17 protein-coding genes are annotated in these 14,780 nt (G+C 73.8%); 8 read left to right on the top strand and 9 right to left on the bottom strand.

Translation table 11 applies throughout. The features are described from left to right. Positions 1 to 34: 34 nt before the first annotated feature. The 3 genes from ACZ3ZE_RS06640 to ACZ3ZE_RS06630 form a co-directional block, all read right to left on the bottom strand. Complete coding sequence (locus tag ACZ3ZE_RS06640; RefSeq protein ID WP_467257731.1) at positions 35 to 1,210, bottom strand: alanine--tRNA ligase-related protein; 1,176 nt, start codon at positions 1,208 to 1,210, stop codon at positions 35 to 37. Between the two features lie 297 nt (positions 1,211 to 1,507). Then, on the bottom strand, positions 1,508 to 2,785 hold the full coding sequence (locus ACZ3ZE_RS06635) for an extracellular solute-binding protein (RefSeq protein WP_442304319.1): 1,278 nt from the start codon (positions 2,783 to 2,785) through the stop codon (positions 1,508 to 1,510). A 169-nt stretch (positions 2,786 to 2,954) separates the two neighbouring features. After that, the gene (locus ACZ3ZE_RS06630) at positions 2,955 to 4,373 is read right to left on the bottom strand and encodes a glycosyltransferase 87 family protein (RefSeq protein WP_467257729.1); all 1,419 of its coding nucleotides are present in this window, start codon (positions 4,371 to 4,373) and stop codon (positions 2,955 to 2,957) included. A gap of 113 nt (positions 4,374 to 4,486) precedes the next feature. Between ACZ3ZE_RS06630 and ACZ3ZE_RS06625 the strand changes: the two genes are divergently transcribed. Further along, entirely contained in the window at positions 4,487 to 5,656 is a 1,170-nt protein-coding gene (locus ACZ3ZE_RS06625) for a molybdopterin-dependent oxidoreductase (RefSeq protein ID WP_467257726.1), read from the top strand. After that, positions 5,653 to 6,180 carry a hypothetical protein gene (locus ACZ3ZE_RS06620; protein WP_467257724.1) on the top strand — a complete coding sequence of 176 codons (528 nt, stop codon included), beginning with the start codon at positions 5,653 to 5,655 and terminating at the stop codon, positions 6,178 to 6,180. The genes ACZ3ZE_RS06625 and ACZ3ZE_RS06620 overlap by 4 nt, the downstream gene beginning before the upstream one ends. Here the strand turns inward: ACZ3ZE_RS06620 and ACZ3ZE_RS06615 are convergent. Genes ACZ3ZE_RS06615 through ACZ3ZE_RS06605 form a run of 3 tightly spaced genes read right to left on the bottom strand, consistent with a single transcriptional unit; the run spans position 6,153 to position 8,139 of the window. After that, complete coding sequence (locus tag ACZ3ZE_RS06615) at positions 6,153 to 6,818, bottom strand: class I SAM-dependent methyltransferase (RefSeq protein ID WP_467257721.1); 666 nt, start codon at positions 6,816 to 6,818, stop codon at positions 6,153 to 6,155. The genes ACZ3ZE_RS06620 and ACZ3ZE_RS06615 overlap by 28 nt on opposite strands. After that, positions 6,815 to 7,447: a TIGR04282 family arsenosugar biosynthesis glycosyltransferase gene (locus ACZ3ZE_RS06610; RefSeq protein ID WP_467257718.1), complete on the bottom strand. Its 633-nt coding sequence runs from the start codon at positions 7,445 to 7,447 to the stop codon at positions 6,815 to 6,817. The genes ACZ3ZE_RS06615 and ACZ3ZE_RS06610 overlap by 4 nt, the downstream gene beginning before the upstream one ends. Further along, on the bottom strand, positions 7,444 to 8,139 hold the full coding sequence (locus ACZ3ZE_RS06605; protein WP_361170869.1) for a glycosyltransferase family 2 protein: 696 nt from the start codon (positions 8,137 to 8,139) through the stop codon (positions 7,444 to 7,446). The genes ACZ3ZE_RS06610 and ACZ3ZE_RS06605 overlap by 4 nt, the downstream gene beginning before the upstream one ends. Before the next feature lie 116 nt (positions 8,140 to 8,255). Here ACZ3ZE_RS06605 and ACZ3ZE_RS06600 point away from each other — a divergent pair, with 116 nt between their 5' ends. Then, positions 8,256 to 8,996, top strand: coding sequence for a response regulator transcription factor (locus tag ACZ3ZE_RS06600; protein WP_361628052.1), 741 nt, complete (start codon positions 8,256 to 8,258; stop codon positions 8,994 to 8,996). After that, on the top strand, positions 8,993 to 10,105 hold the full coding sequence (locus tag ACZ3ZE_RS06595; RefSeq protein ID WP_361628049.1) for a sensor histidine kinase: 1,113 nt from the start codon (positions 8,993 to 8,995) through the stop codon (positions 10,103 to 10,105). The genes ACZ3ZE_RS06600 and ACZ3ZE_RS06595 overlap by 4 nt, the downstream gene beginning before the upstream one ends. Positions 10,106 to 10,111: 6 nt before the next feature. Here ACZ3ZE_RS06595 and ACZ3ZE_RS06590 read toward each other — a convergent pair whose 3' ends face one another. Next, positions 10,112 to 11,173: an NAD-dependent epimerase/dehydratase family protein gene (locus tag ACZ3ZE_RS06590; RefSeq protein WP_361170878.1), complete on the bottom strand. Its 1,062-nt coding sequence runs from the start codon at positions 11,171 to 11,173 to the stop codon at positions 10,112 to 10,114. 115 nt (positions 11,174 to 11,288) lie between these two features. Between ACZ3ZE_RS06590 and ACZ3ZE_RS06585 the strand changes: the two genes are divergently transcribed. After that, positions 11,289 to 12,503 (top strand): glycosyltransferase, encoded by a 1,215-nt coding sequence (locus tag ACZ3ZE_RS06585; RefSeq protein ID WP_361628043.1) that lies wholly within the window; start codon positions 11,289 to 11,291, stop codon positions 12,501 to 12,503. Positions 12,504 to 12,527: 24 nt separating this feature from the next. On the opposite strand, the gene rpsN is transcribed toward ACZ3ZE_RS06585, so the two are convergent. Together rpsN and rpmB are read right to left on the bottom strand one after the other, a co-directional pair. Continuing rightward, positions 12,528 to 12,833, bottom strand: a complete 306-nt coding sequence (gene rpsN, locus ACZ3ZE_RS06580; RefSeq protein ID WP_361170884.1) for a 30S ribosomal protein S14 — start codon at positions 12,831 to 12,833, stop codon at positions 12,528 to 12,530. Further along, positions 12,833 to 13,069, bottom strand: a complete 237-nt coding sequence (gene rpmB / locus ACZ3ZE_RS06575; protein ID WP_361170887.1) for a 50S ribosomal protein L28 — start codon at positions 13,067 to 13,069, stop codon at positions 12,833 to 12,835. Before rpmB ends, rpsN begins: the two co-directional genes overlap by 1 nt. An 85-nt stretch (positions 13,070 to 13,154) precedes the next feature. Here rpmB and rpmG point away from each other — a divergent pair, with 85 nt between their 5' ends. Genes rpmG through ACZ3ZE_RS06560 form a run of 3 tightly spaced genes read left to right on the top strand, consistent with a single transcriptional unit; the run spans position 13,155 to position 14,760 of the window. Then, a complete protein-coding gene (rpmG, locus tag ACZ3ZE_RS06570; protein ID WP_363291279.1) occupies positions 13,155 to 13,319 on the top strand; it encodes a 50S ribosomal protein L33 in 165 nt (54 codons plus the stop codon). 44 nt (positions 13,320 to 13,363) lie between these two features. Further along, positions 13,364 to 13,609, top strand: a complete 246-nt coding sequence (locus tag ACZ3ZE_RS06565) for a type B 50S ribosomal protein L31 (protein ID WP_467257716.1) — start codon at positions 13,364 to 13,366, stop codon at positions 13,607 to 13,609. Next, a complete protein-coding gene (locus ACZ3ZE_RS06560; protein ID WP_467257713.1) occupies positions 13,609 to 14,760 on the top strand; it encodes a CobW family GTP-binding protein in 1,152 nt (383 codons plus the stop codon). Before ACZ3ZE_RS06565 ends, ACZ3ZE_RS06560 begins: the two co-directional genes overlap by 1 nt. The last annotated feature ends 20 nt before the right edge of the window (positions 14,761 to 14,780 follow it).

The raw sequence follows: 14,780 nt of genomic DNA, 5'->3' as shown, positions 1-14,780 counted from the left end.
TGACCTCAGGGGGCGCCCCGGACGCCCGGGGGCATCACCCCCGCTGCTCCTGCCGCAGGCTCATGACGAGTTCCCGGGGCAGGCCGTGGGTGTCGTGGAGGTAGTGGAAGTCGTCCTCGCCGAGCGGGCCCCGGAAGCGGGGGCGGGTCAGCACCTGCCGGCCGCGGTCGAGGAGCCGCCCGAACCGCCGCTGCTCGTCGAGCAGCACGCCACGGACTTCGCCGGGGTCCATCGGCTGACGGAAGTGGTCGAGGGTGTGCTCGACCAGCTCGACCGGCAGCTCCTCCAGGCTCCGTGACGGATCGCCCCGCCAGAGCACGGTGAGCACCCTGCGCAGCAGGCGGCGCGGCACGTACCCCTGCCCGGTGTTGCTCGGGCGCACCCCGTCGCCGAGGATCACCACGGCCGAGCGCAGGTGGTCGTAGACCAGGCGCAGCGAGGACTCCTCCAAGGGCCACATCGGGGGCACGAGGCGGCGCCAGGGGTCGAAGACGTCGCCCTCGTACACGGACGATCCGCCCTGGAGCAACGAGGCCAGCCGCTCCAGACCGAGCCCCGTGTCGATGTTGCGCTGGGGCAGCGGCACGAGGGAGCCGTCGTCGAGGCGCCGGTGACGCATCATCACGTGGTTCCACACCTCGACCCAGCGGTCGTCCCGGGTGGGTGTCGACCGGGGCGGGGTGTCGCCGCTCCACAGGAAGATCTCCGAGTCGGGGCCGCACGGGCCGGTCGGCCCGTTGGACCACCAGTTGTCCTCCACGGTGAGCTCCACCGGGACGCCCCGGCTCTGCCAGAACTCCAGGGAGGTTGTGTCCGGGCCGGTCCGGTCGTCCCCTCCGTGGACCGTGGCGTGCAGGAGCCCCGGGTCGACGCCGAGCCCCTCGGTGAGCAGCCCGTACCCCCAGTCGAGGCTCTGTGGGCCCTCGTAGTCGCCGAGCGACCACGTGCCCAGCATCTCGAAGACGGTCAGATGGGTGGGATCGCCGACCTCCTCCAGATCCGTCGTGCGCAGACAGCGCTGTACGTTGACCAGCCGCCCGCCCAGCGGATGAGGGCGCCCCTCCAGGTACGGGGTGAGCGGATGCATCCCGGAGGTGGTGAACAGCACGGGGTCACCGGGTGGCGGCAGCAGCGTCGAGCCGGTGACGCGGCGATGGCCGCGCTCCTCGAAGTACTCGACGAAGGTACGGACGATGTGTTCGGTCTTCATGGGATGACTCCTGCGCGTGCGGGCGAGGGAGGCACCGGAGAACGGACCGGCTCGGGCGTCGCACCCGGGGCTGGGACACCACAGGAGAACACCGGCGGACCGTTTCCGGTCGCCGGTGGGAGAAGAGAAGGTCAGGCGGCGGCAACCGGCGAGCTGGTCGCTCGCGCGGTCGCGGTGGTGATTCGGCCGATGACGTTCATGCGATCGATCATAACGGGGCGCGCTCGGGCGCACGCGGATTTATCCCAGGGGGAGCAGACGGCGGGTCCATGGGCGCGTACGCGCCGGGGGAGGCCGTCACCTCTGTTGCGCCGCGTCCCGGACCTGCTCGGCGATGTCCTCCAGCACGGCCTTCGGGTCGGCGGACGGCGCGACGGCCTTGCCGATGTTCCGCTTGATGGCGTCGCTGGCCCGCAGCCAGGAGGGGTCGTCGACCGGGTAGAGCCGGGCGGTGCGCAGTGCGGTCAGGAACTGCTCGGCGCTGGGGTCCGTCGCGGCGTCCCGGGAGGTCTGGGTGGCGGACACCGTCGAGGGCAGCAGGTGGTAGCGCCCGGCGAACTCGTTGAGGTTCTTGTCCTCGTAGACGAAGTCCAGGAAGGAGCCCACCAGTTCGCGGTTGCCGTCGTGCTTGAACGCCATCATCCAGTCGGCGACCCCCACTGACGGCGGGGTCTCCCGGTCGCTCAGCGCGTCCGACACCGGCATGGTCAGCGTGCCGACCTTCATGCCCTTCGCCCTCGCCTCGTGGAGAAGGGACGGGTAGCCGTTGACCATGCCGACGTCGCCCCGGAGGAAGGCGGCGAAGGCGTCCCGCCGGTCGAGCCGGGCGGGCGGGACCGGGCCGGTGAGGGCCGGCTCGACCAGGTTGTCCCTGATCCAGCGGAACGTCTGCGTGTTCTGCGCGGACGCGATGCTGTAGCTGCCGCTGTTGTCGGTGTACCCGCCGCCGTTGCTCAGCTCCCAGATCAGCGCTTCGGCGTGCGCCTCCTCAGGACCGAGCGGCAGGGCGTACGGGTAGAGCACGCCCTCCTTCTTCAGCGCCCTGGCCGAGTCCTTCAGCTCCGACCAGGTCCTGGGGGGTTCCGTTCCGGCCTTGTCGAACAGCTCCTTGTTGTAGAAGAGCAGGCGGCTGCTGGCCACGAAAGGCAGGCCGTAGAGGGTGTAGTCGACCGAGCCCGCCTCCCGGAGCGGAGGAAGGAAGTTCGCCTCCGACCGGACCGACAGCACCTCGTCGGCGGAATACAGGAGGTCCTGCGCGGCGAAGTCGGAGTACGCGCCCATCAGGGCCACGTCCGGGGCGCGGTTCTCCCTGACCATGCGCGTGACCTCGCGGTCGACGTCGGCCCAGGGGTAGAGCGTCACCTCGACCGTCTTCCCGGGGTGGGCGGCGGTGAAGGCGGCGGTCAGCTTGTCCCAGTACGCCTTGGAGCTCGTCGCCCGGCTGTCGCCGTACTCGGGGACCACCATGCGGAGCGTCGTCCCTTCGCTCCCGGACGAGCCACAGGCGGTGACGAGGGATCCCAGTAGTCCGAATGCGGCCATGGAGGCGGTCATGCCGAAGAGTCGTGGTCGCACGGAGTTTTCCTCTGGATCTTTTTGGACAGTGCGTCCGGAATTCTCTCCTGGCCCGGGGGAATATCGCGCCCCCTACTGGTGAGTTATGGGCATAGATCCAATGAGGCGTATTCCGCATGGTGTTTTCCGATATACCGGCGCCGATACGGACGCGCGTAGAACGCTCTCCTCACGTGTCGGCTTCGCCAGTTGCTCTCGTCCGGGCGGTGAGGTCCCTCCACGTCCCGGCGGATCGCGCGCCGCGCCATCGCCGCGCCCACCCCATCGCGCAGACCACGCCCCCCGCCGCGCCGTAGGCGGCGGTCACCCCCTCGGTGCCGACGACCGGACCGACGAGATACGCCACCGCACCGGCCAGGGCGACTCCGAGCCACTCCCAGCGCCCGTCCAGGGCGACCAGGGCGATCAGCAGCAGGGCGTACCAGGAGTAGCCCGGCGTCAGCAGCAGGAACGCCGCGCCGGTGGTCGACAGGGCCCCACGCCACGGGCGTTCGGGGTCCCCGCGCCACCACACCGCCACCGACACCCCCGCCAGGCCCAGCATCGCCGCCGGCAGTGCCCAGGTGTCGGGCAGCACCAGGCGGAGCAGGGCGTAGCGGCCGCCCGCGCCCGCGTCGTCGTAGCCCTCCTCCCGGGCGTATCCGCTCAGGTAGCCGAGGACGGACCGGTCGGAGAGGAGGACGTACGGCAGGTACGTCAGTGCCACCGTCGCCGCGGCCGGCAGCGTCACGGCCACGACGGTGCGAGGCCGCCGGACGCCGGACAGCGCGCCGGGCAGGAGCACGACCGGCAGCAGCTTGGCGGCGACCGCGAGACCGAGCACCACCCCGCCCGTCACGTGGCGGCGGCGGGCCACGAGCGCGAGCGCGCCGACCGACAGGAGCACCGCAAGGACGTCGACGTGGGCGTTGTCGACCGCCTCGACGGGCACGGCCGGGCACCACGCCCACAGGGCGGCCTGGCGCGGGTCCCCCCGCCGGCGCAGCACGCCGAGCAGGAGGCCGGTGACGGCGAGCGCGAGAACGGCCGCACCCACCTGAAGCCCCTTGTGCCGGACGCCTTCCGGCGACAGGGCGTGGACGACGACGAACCAGCCCTCCGCCACCGGAGGGTAGATCGTGTGCACAGCGGGCCGGTTGATGCGGGTGCACCGGCCGTCGCCGAGCGGCGCGAGACCGGCGCCGTCCCGCGCGCAGTCCGCGCCACGGGGAAAGAGCCAGTCGTCCCGGAGTCCGGCGAGCGCCGGGTCCGCGGGGGCGTGGTCGTACGGAGAGAACCCGGAGGCCTGCACGCGCCCGTCCCACGCGTACCGGTAGGAGTCCGTGCTCGTCCGCGGGGCCGCCACCAGGCCCGTCGCCGTCACCGCGACCGTCCCGGCGAGGACGAGCGGGACGACGTACCGGCGGGGGACCCGCCACAGGGCGACCGCTGCCGCCGCGAACACCGCCCACACGCCCGCGTACCCGGCCAGGAAGCCGGACCCCTGCGCGCCCGCGCGGAGCAGGAGGGTCAGCGCGGCGGTCAGGAGCGAGAGCAGGAGTGAGGTGATGACGACGACGGGTGGCGGGAGGCGGCGGTGGCGGGTCATGGGCGCAGCCTGGCAGCGCGTCTGCCGGACGAGGGGGAGTCCGGGCGGGGCGTTCGGGTTTCGTAAGGTGTCGGATCGTCCGCGCGGCCCCTCGTGACGGTGTCATGGACGGTATGGCTTCCCCTACGCCCAAGCGGGCAGGACCCGCCCGGCCCGCGTTCCGGCCCCCCGCGTTCCGTGGCCGGCTCCACGACCCGAGAACGGCCACCGCCGTCGGCCGGTGGCTCGGCGCCGCGTTCGCCGTGTGCCTGGTGACCGGCCTCATCAGCCACTACCTGCAACAGCCGCCGGACTGGCTGGCCACCCGCCTGCCCACCCGGCCGGTGTGGGTCTACGCGTTCACCCAGGGCCTGCACGTCGCCACCGGGCTCGCGGCGATCGTGCTGCTCCTGGTCAAGCTGTGGGCCGTCTACCCGCGCCTGTTCGTGTGGCCGCCGGTGACCTCGCCCCGGCACGCCCTTGAGCGGCTGTCGGTCGCGCTGCTCGTGGCCTCGGCGGTCTTCGAGGTGCTGACGGGGCTGCTGAACATCGTCGAGTGGTACCCGTGGCCCTTCGGCTTCGTGCAGACCCACTTCGCCGTGGCCTGGGTGGTGACCGGTTCCCTGCTGCTCCACGTCGCGGTCAAGGCCCCCGAGATCGGGGCGCACTGGAGCCGCCGCTCGGCCGGAACGCTCACGCTGCCGGCCGAGGACGCCGTCGACCGGCGTTCCCTGCTCCTCGGCACGGGCGTGGCCGTGGGCGTGGTGACGCTGACGACCGTCGGGCAGGCCTTCACCCCGTTGAAGGCGTTCGACCTGCTCGCACCCCGTCACCCGGACCACGGCCCGCAGGGGCTGCCGGTGAACCGCACGGCCGCCGCGGCGGGTGTGACGGTGCCGGCCCTGCGGGACTGGCGGCTGGAGGTCACCGGCCCCCGTCCGTACGTCCTCACGCTCGATGCCTTGCGGGGACTGCCGCAGGTCGCGGCACGCCTGCCGATCGCCTGCGTCGAGGGCTGGTCCGTCGACGCCGACTGGGGTGGCGTGCGCGTCCGGGACCTGGTCGAACGGGCCGGAGGACGGCCGGGCCGGGACGCGGTGCGGGTGACGTCGCTGGAGACGAACGGCGCCTACCGGGTGATGGAGATGGGCGCGCGGTACGCGGAGGATCCGCTGACCCTCCTCGCCCTGGCCCTCAACGGGCAGCCGCTCACGCTCGACCACGGCTTCCCGGCCCGGATCATCGCCCCCGGCCGGCCGGGCGTCCTGCAGACCAAGTGGGTCCACCGGCTGGAGGTGCTGTGAGGACGGCCGATGTGCTGCGGTACGGAGTCGGGGCGCTCGGAGTCGCCCTCGTGGGACTGGGGACCTGGCTGGTGGTGACCGAGCCCGAACCGCTGGGGGTGGCGCTGTGGTTCGCCGGCGCGCTCGTCCTGCACGACGGGATCCTCGCCCCGCTGGTGCTGGCCGTGGGGCTGCTCCTGGTGGGACGGCGGCAGCGGGGTGTGCTGCGCGGGGCGTTGACGGTGGCGGGCAGCGTGGTGCTGGTGACGCTCCCCCTCCTCGTACGCCCGGGAGAGCCGCCCAACCCGTCGGCGCTGCCCCTCCCGTACGGGCGGAACCTCGCGATCGTGCTGGCGGCGGTGGCGGTCGTGACGGTTGGGCTGGCCGCCGTACGACGGTGGAGGGCGGGGAGGGACGGGAGGGCCGGGAGCGACCGGAAGGCCGGGACGGACGGGCGGGCCGGGACGGACGGGAGGGCCGGAAAGGACGGGAGGGCCGGGAAGGCCGGAAGGGACAGTCAGGGCCCTGTCGCAGGAGGTGACTGAGAGGCGAGGGACAGGAACGGACGCCCCTCCAGGTCCCACCGGTCGGCGACGTCCCACCCGGCGCCGTCCGCGTATCCGGCCAGCGCACGGACGCCGACCCGGGCCCAGGGGAACGGCGTCCCGCGTCCGCCCCGGCCGTCGTCGACCCGTACCTCGCAGCACTCGTCGATGTCCACGGGCGCGCACTCCACGAGGAGCCGCCCGGCCGGCGACACGACCTGGCGCAGCCGGCGCAGCAGGGCGGCCGGGTCGCCCCCGATCCCTATGTTGCCGTCGATCAGCAGCGCGGTGTCCCAGCGCCCTTCGGCGGGCAGCGGCTCGAAGACGGACCGGCACAGGGCCGCCCCGCCCAGCCGCAGGGTGCGGGCGACGGCCTCGGGGCTGATGTCGATGCCCAGCGCCCGCCGGCCCTCGGCGGCCAGCGCGGCGACGAGCCGCCCCGGTCCGCAGCCGATGTCGAGGACGGTGCCCCGGCAGCGGTCGAGCACGGAGAGGTCGCCCCGGTCGGGTGCCCTGCACCAGCGCTCGATCTCCAGGGGCAGGAGCCAGCCGTCGTGCCGGCGCAGGAAGAGCGGGCCCCTACCGGTGCGCAGGGCGCAGTCGTACGGGTCGGCCCGCCACGCCGTGGTCGCGGTCAACGGCCCGTTCCCGCGGCCGCGGCGGTGAGCCGGGTGTACCGGGCGGCGAAGCGGGTCCCGGGCGCGGCGGCGGCCACCTGCCGGGCGTCCGACGCGGTGTCCACGTCCCGCAGGACGGGCAGCTCGCCGACGCGCAGCCCGGCCGCGCGCAGCCGGGCGTACTGGACGGCGCCGGTGTCGGGCGTGGACATGGGCACCCCGAGCAGGAGGGAAGGGGCGGGGCGGGCGAGGCCGAGGGCCCAGAACCCGCCGTCGGCGGCGGCGCCGAACCAGGCGTCGTACGCGTCCCAGCGCAACGCGGGGGCCAGGAGCTGCGGTGTCACGTGCGGGGTGTCCATGCCGATGAGCAGGGCCGGTCCCCCGCAGCCGGCGAACGCGGCGGCCAGCCGCACGTCCAGCCCGCCGCTCACCTGGGTAACGATCTCGAAGCCCGGGGGAAGCCAGGGCCCCGGCCGCCCGTCGAGCACGAGGACGTGCCGGTCCGCGGGGACGCGGGCCGCGACCGCGAGCGTGTCGGCGAGGGCGGCCTCGGCGAGCGCGGCGGCCTCCTCGGGGGTGAAGGGAGGAGTGAGCCGGGTCTTCACCCGGCCGGGACAGGGCTCCTTGGCGATGACGAGGAGGGTGGTCACGCGCGGCCACCGCCCGCCGGCGCCGGCTCGTCGAGCACCCTGCGCATGTCGTGGACCGCCTGCCAGGTGCCCTTCCACGTACCCGTGACCTTGGACCGGCCCGTCCGGGGCAGGTACGGGACGTCGACCTCGGACACCCGCCAGCCGGCGTCGGCCGCCCGGACGACCATCTGCAGCGGGTAGCCGCTGCGCCGGTCGTCGAGGGCGAGACCGAGCAGCGCCTCGCGGCGGGCCGCCCGCATGGGGCCGAGATCGCGCAGCCGCAGCCCGGTGCGCCGGCGCAGCAGCCAGGACAGGGCGAGGTTCCCTGCCCTCGCGTGGGCCGGCCACGCGCCGCGCCCGGTGGGGCGCCGGCGGCCCAGCCGGAGATCGGCGGAGCCGTCGGCCACCGCCCCGACGAGACCGGTCAGCAGGCCGGGGTCCAGGGAGGCGTCACAGTCGCAGAAGCACACGAACTCGGCGTCGGAGGCGAGCAGTCCGGCATGGCAGGCGGCGCCGAAGCCGCGCCTCGGCTCGTGGACGACGGTGGCGCCGAGCGAGGCGGCCAGGGCCGCCGAGCCGTCGGAGGAGCCGTTGTCGACGACGATCGCCCGCCATCCGGCCGGCACACGGGCCAGGACCCAGGGCAGGGCATCCGCCTCGTCGAGACAGGGAAGGACGACATCTACGGTCAGGGAGGTCACATGTCTCACCGTAGGAACCGAAGGGCCTCCCGGGGGCGCTGCACTCCTTACGAATCGCGGACGTCCTCCGGCGTACGCCCGAGTGGCCGTGACCGCCCGCCGGGACGGATGCCACGCTGTGCGGCATGAACGAGCACAGCGCCCCGCCGCCCCCGGCCCGGATCCTGGTGGTGGACGACGATCCGACCGTGGCCGAGGTGGTGGCCGGATACCTCGGCAGATCCGGGTTCGCCGTGGAGCACGCGGCGGACGGCTCCGACGCCCTCCTGCGGGCGGGGGAGCGGCCGCCGGACCTCGTCGTGCTCGACCTGATGCTGCCCGGTCCGGACGGTCTTGAGGTGTGCCGGCGCCTGCGGGAGACCAGGCCCGTGCCAGTGATCATGCTGACCGCGCGGGGCGACGAGGAGGACCGGATCACAGGCCTGGAGGTGGGTGCCGACGACTACGTCACCAAGCCCTTCAGTCCACGCGAACTCGTCCTGCGCGTCGAGTCCGTGCTGCGCCGCAGCCGCGCCGCCACCGGGCCGACGGCCACCCGGACGGTCCTGCGCAGCGCGGGCCTCACCGTCGACCCGGTCACCCGGACAGCAACCCGCGCGGGCACAGAACTAGCTCTCACGCTGAGGGAGTTCGACCTCCTGGCGTACTTCATGGAGCGCCCCGACGCCGCCCACAGCAGAGAAGACCTGATGCGCCGCGTGTGGGGCTGGGACTTCGGCGACCTGTCCACCGTCACGGTCCATGTCCGGCGCCTGCGCGCCAAGATCGAGGACGACCCGGCGCACCCCCGGCTCATCCGGACGGTCTGGGGCGTCGGCTACCGCTTCGCACCCGACTGCGAGGGCACGGGTGGGGGAGCGGCATGAGAGACATCCTGCTGATCGCCGTTTTCGCCCTGGCGGGAGCCGTGTGCGCCGGTCTTGCCGGGGCGCTCGTCCTCCGCCTCGTACGGCACCGTTCCGTCGCGGTCTCCCTGACCGTGGTCGCGGCCGTCACGGTGACCGCGATGCTCGCCGGGACGCTCGCCGTCGCGCGGGCGATGTTCCTGTCCGCGCACGACCTGTGGGTGGTGACCCTCGTCGTCGCCATGGCGTCCCTCGTCTCACTCGGCACCGCCCTCGTCCTCGGCCGCTGGGTCGTGGCCCGCAGCCGGGCCCTCGCCCGCGCCGCCCGCGACTTCGGCGACGACGGCAGCTTCTCCGCCCCCGACGGCGCCGCCACCGCCGAACTCGCCGCGCTCAGCCGCGAACTGGCGGCGACCAGCGCCAAACTCGACGCCTCCCGCACACGCGAACTCTCCCTGGAAGCCTCCCGCCGCGAGCTCGTCGCCTGGATCTCCCACGACCTGCGCACCCCGCTGGCGGGGCTGCGGGCCATGGCCGAGGCCCTGGAGGACGGCATGGCCGCCGACCCCGCCCGCTACCACCGGCAGATCCGCACCGAGGTCGAACGCCTGACGGCCATGGTCACCGACCTCTTCGAACTCTCCCGCATCCACGCCGGCGCCCTGACCCTCAGCCCGAGCCGCATGTCCGTGTACGACCTGGTCGGCGACGCCCTGAGCGGCGCCGACCCGCTCGCGCGCGAGCACGGCGTGCGCCTCGTGGGGGAGGAGGTCGCGGCGATCCCCGTCGAGGTCGACGGCAAGGAGATGACCCGGGTCCTCGCCAACCTCCTCGTCAACGCCATCCGCCACACCCCGGCCGACGGCACCGTCGCGGTCGCGGCCGAACGCCGGGACGACGCCGTCGTCCTGTCCGTCACCGACGGCTGCGGCGGCATCCCCGACGAGAACCTCACCCGCGTCTTCGACACCGGCTGGCGCGGCACCGAAGCCCGCACCCCGCCGGCCGGCGCCGGGCTCGGACTCGCCATCGTCCGAGGCATCGTCGAGGCCCACGCGGGCCGCGCCGAAGTCCGCAACGTCCCGGGCGGCTGCCGCTTCGAGGTCACCTTGCCGGAGGCGGTGAGCTGACCGCGATCAGACGACAGCCGCCGACGCCCGCTGCCCTGCACCGGCGAACTCCGTCATGCCCTCGGTGAAGCCGACCTCCGGTCGCCAGCCCAGCTCCCTGCGCAGCAGGGACGAGTCGGCGGTGACGTGCCGGACGTCGCCGAGCCGGTACTCGCCCGTCACCACGGGCTCGGGACCGCCGCACGCCCGCGCCAGCGCGGTGGCCATCTCGCCCACGGTGCGCGGCTCGCCGCTGCCGGTGTTGTACGCCGTGAGCGCGCCGGCCGGCAGCCCGTCCGCGGCCTCCAGCGCGACCCGGTTGGCCGCCGCCACATCCCGTACGTGCACGAAGTCCCGCCGCTGCCCCCCGTCCTCGAACACGCGGGGCGCCTCGCCCCGGGCGAGGGCCGAGCGGAAGAACGACGCCACGCCCGCGTACGGGGTGTCGCGGGGCATTCCGGGCCCGTACACGTTGTGGTAGCGCAACGAGACCGCCGTGCCCCCGACCGCACGAGCCCACGCCGCCGCCAGGTGCTCCTGCGCCAGCTTCGTCGTGGCGTACACGTTGCGGGGGTCGGCGGGGGCGTCCTCAACGACAAGACCGGGTGCGAGCTCGGTCTCGCAGGCGGGGCAGCGCGGTTCGAACCGCCCGGCGGCGAGGTCCCGGGAGAGCCGGGCGCCGGGGCGCACGACACCGTGCGCGGGGCACTCGTACCGGCCCTCTCCGTAGACGACCATCGACCCGGCGAGGACGAGTCGCCGCAGCCCGGCCTCCGCCATGGCGGCGAGCAGGACGGCCGTGCCGAGGTCGTTGCAGCCCACGTACTCGGGGGCGTCGGCGAAGTCCTTCCCGAGCCCGACCATGGCGGCCTGGTGGCACACCGCGTCGACACCGCGCAGCGCCGCGCCGACCGCCACCGGATCCCTGACGTCCGCGTGGAGGAACTCCACGGGCGGCACCTCGGGGGCCACCCGGTGCGCACTGGGCAGCAGAGCGTCGAGCACCACCACCTCGTGCCGGGCCTCCGTGAGGGCGCTGACGATGTGCGAGCCGATGAATCCGGCTCCTCCGGTGACGAGTACACGCATGGAGACGACGCTACGGACCGACGCCTCGACCAGGTGGCGTCCACGCCGGACCGTAAGACTTCCGTCATCCGGGTGTCCGCCGTGGTGCCACGTCCGGGTGGGGCACACTGGCGGGGTGCGCATCGTGATGATGACGGCGGGGTCGCGGGGTGACGTCGCGCCGTACACGGGTCTGGGTGCCGGCCTCGTACGGGCCGGGCATGAGGTGACGTTGGCGGCGCACGGGGTGTTCGAGCCGCTGGTGGCGGGCTCGGGGGTGCGGTTCCGGCCGCTGCCGGTGGATCCGCGTGCCGAGCTGCGTTCAGCGCGGGGCCGGCGGCTCCATGACGCGAGGACCGGCGCGGGGAAACTCGTACGGCTGGCGTCCATGGCCCGGGGGGCGGCCGACGAGATGACGGCCGCTCTGGTGGAGGCGGCGCGGGAGGGCGAGGTCCTGCTGGTCGGCGGGGCGTTGGGGCCGCTCGGGTACGCCATCGCCGAGGGCCTGTCGGTGCCCGCCCTGGGCCTGCACCTCCAGCCCCTGCATCCGACCCGGGAGTTTCCCGCCCCGGTCCTGGGGACGCGGTCCCTGGGCAGGCTGGGGAACCGGCTGAGCGGGCGGGCCGTGATGGCGTCGGTGGAGCTGCTGTTCTCCGACGCCGTACGGTCGCTGCGGCGGCACGGGCTCGCGACGGCGGGCCGGTCCCGGACGTGGCCGGTGCTGCACGGCTACAGCGAGCTGGTCGTCCCCCGGCCCCGGGACTGGCCCGCGGGGCTGGAGGTGTCCGGGTACTGGTGGCCGCACGAGACCGGGCAGCTGTCCCCGGAACTGGAGGACTTCCTCGCCGCCGGGCCCCCGCCGGTCTTCGTCGGTCTGGGCAGCGCCACCGTCCCCGATCCCGAGCGGGTGAGCCGTGAGATCGTCGCGGCGCTGCGCGCGGCGAAGGTGCGCGGGATCGTCCAGCGGGGCTGGGCGGGGCTGGAGGCCCGGGGCGACGACATCCTGACCGTCGACGAGGTGCCGCATTCCCTGCTGTTCCCCCGTACGGCCGCCGTCGTCCACCACGCGGGAGCGGGCACGACCGGCGCCGTCCTGCGGGCCGGGGTGCCCAGCGTTCCGGTGCCGGTCCAGTTCGACGCGGCGTTCTGGGCGGCCCGGCTGACCGCGCTGGGCACCGCTCCCGGGGTGGTGCCGCTGCGCCGCCTCACCTCCGAGGCCCTGGCCGTGGCCCTGCGCCGGGCGACGGGGGACGGCTCCCACCGTGCGCGCGCCCGCGCGCTGGCCGACCGCCTGGCCGCGGAGGACGGTGTCGTGCCGGTGCTCGCGGCGCTCGCCCGGACGGCCCGCTGACCGCTAGCCCGCCGCGCCGGCTTCCTACCAGGAGGACTTGGTGACTCCTGGCAGGAACCCGGCGTGCGCCTGTTGGCGTGCCCGTACGCGGGAGAGGCCGAACTTGCGCAGGTAGCCGCGGGGGCGGCCGTCCACGCTGTCGCGGTTGCGTACCCGCGTGGCACTCGCGTCACGCGGCTGGCGTCGCAACTCGGCGAGTGCGGCGTCCCGTTCGGCCGTCGCGGAGGACGGGCGGCGGATGATCCCCTTGAGTTCGGCCCGCCGGGCGGCGTACCGCTCGACGATCTCCCTGCGCTTCTCGTTCTTCGCGATCTTGCTGCGCTTGGCCATCAGACCTTCCCGCCTCGTGCGCGGATGCGTGCCACGGCGGCCTCGATGCCGATCGCGTCCACCGTCTTGATCGCCTTGGCGCTGAGCGTGAGGCGGACGTACCGGCCCTCACCGGGCAGCCAGTAGCGCTTGCGCTGGATGTTCGGGTCGAAGCGACGCGAGGTGCGTCGGTGGGAGTGGGAGATGGTGTTGCCGAATCCCGGCTGGGCGCCGGTGAGTTGGCAGTGGGCTGACATGGCTGTGGCCACCTTTCCTGCTGGCTTGGAGTGATGGTCACGGTACAGTATTGGAAATGAAAATCGTTCCCATATACTCCTCGGCATGGCACGCAACGAGATCCGCCCGATCATCAAGCTCCGCTCCACGGCGGGCACCGGGTTCACCTATGTGACGCGCAAGAACCGGCGCAACGACCCCGACCGCCTGGTGCTCCGCAAGTACGACCCCGTGGTCGGCCGACACGTTGACTTCCGCGAAGAGCGCTGACCACTCCGCCTCCCCCCCGCCCCCGACCATCGAAAGGTCCTGCCATGAAGCCCGGAATCCACCCCGCCTACGAGCCCGTCGTCTTCCGCGACTCCGCCTCCGGCACCGCTTTCCTCACCCGCTCCACGATGACCAGTGACAAGATCGTCGAGTGGGAGGACGGCAACACCTACCCGGTCGTCGACGTCGAGATCTCCTCGGCGAGCCACCCCTTCTACACGGGCACCGCTCGCGTCCTCGACACGGCCGGCCGCGTCGAGAAGTTCCAGCGCCGCTACGGAGCCCGTTGATGCACCAGGGACACCCGATGCCCGTCGTGATCGTCGCCGGGCTCCACGCCGACGCCCGCAGGGAGGTCGTCGAACGACTCCTGAAGACCGTTCCCGGCAGCGTGGCCCTGCACCACGACCTCGCCGGAGCGCCCGGCGGCAGTGTCCTGCGGTTGATCCGCGACGCCTCCGGCACCCTCTCCTCCGGCACCACGCCCCTGGTCAACGACTGCGCCTGCTGCGCGCTCCGCGAAGACCTCGTCCCGGAGCTGGAGCGGCTGGCGGACGGCGGGCTGACCCGGCTCGCCGTGGTCGAGCTGTGGGAGTCGGTCGAACCGAAGGGCATGGCCGAGGTCATCGCCGCCCACGGCGGCACCCGCCTGGCCCTGACGAACGTGATCACCGCCGTGGACCCGGCGCTCGTCCTGCCCTGCCTGGGCAACGGCGACGACCTCGCCGACGCCGGCCTGGCCGCCGCCCCCACCGACCGGCGGACCGTCGGCGACACCTGGGCCCGCCAGCTGGAGTACGCACCCGTCCTCGCCGTCGTCGACAGCGCCGTGGCCGACGACGAGGACCACGCCCTCCTGGCACAGCTCCATCCCACCGCCCGGCGCGTGCCGGCCGACTCCGGCGAGCTCGTCGAAGCCGCGTTCGCGGGCTTCGACGTCGAGGCGGCGGCCGCCGCCCAGCACCCCGCGTGCGCGCTGCTGCCCCAGGACGCCGACGAGGCCGGTGTCACCACCTTCGTCTGGCGCCGCCACAGGCCGTTCCACCCGGAACGGCTCTACCAGGCGCTCGAAGACCTGTGCTGCGCCGCCGCCCGCAGCCGCGGGCGGTTCTGGCTCGCCGACCGTCCCGACGCCCTGCTCGCCTGGGACGCGGCCGGCGGAGCGCTGTGCGTGGAGAACGCCGGCCCGTGGCTGGCGTCCCTGCCCGACGCAGCCTGGGAGATGGTCCCGCCCGTACGCCGGGCGGCCGCCGCCCTCGACTGGCACCCCGAGCACGGTGACTGCTGCCAGCACCTCGTGTTCACCTCGCCCGGCCTCGACCGGGAGGGGCTCGAGGAACTCCTCGACTCCTGCCTGCTGACGGACGCCGAGTACCAGGTGGGCCGCGAGGCCTGGAAGCACCTGCCCGCCGCCTTCGACTCCCTTCTCGACGCCGCCTGACCTCGTACGACCCCACTGAA

The organism is Streptomyces sp. NPDC023157, from assembly GCF_055560575.1.
The sequence above is the reverse complement of the archived record's forward strand: the minus strand, read 5'-3'. Positions and strand labels throughout refer to the sequence as shown.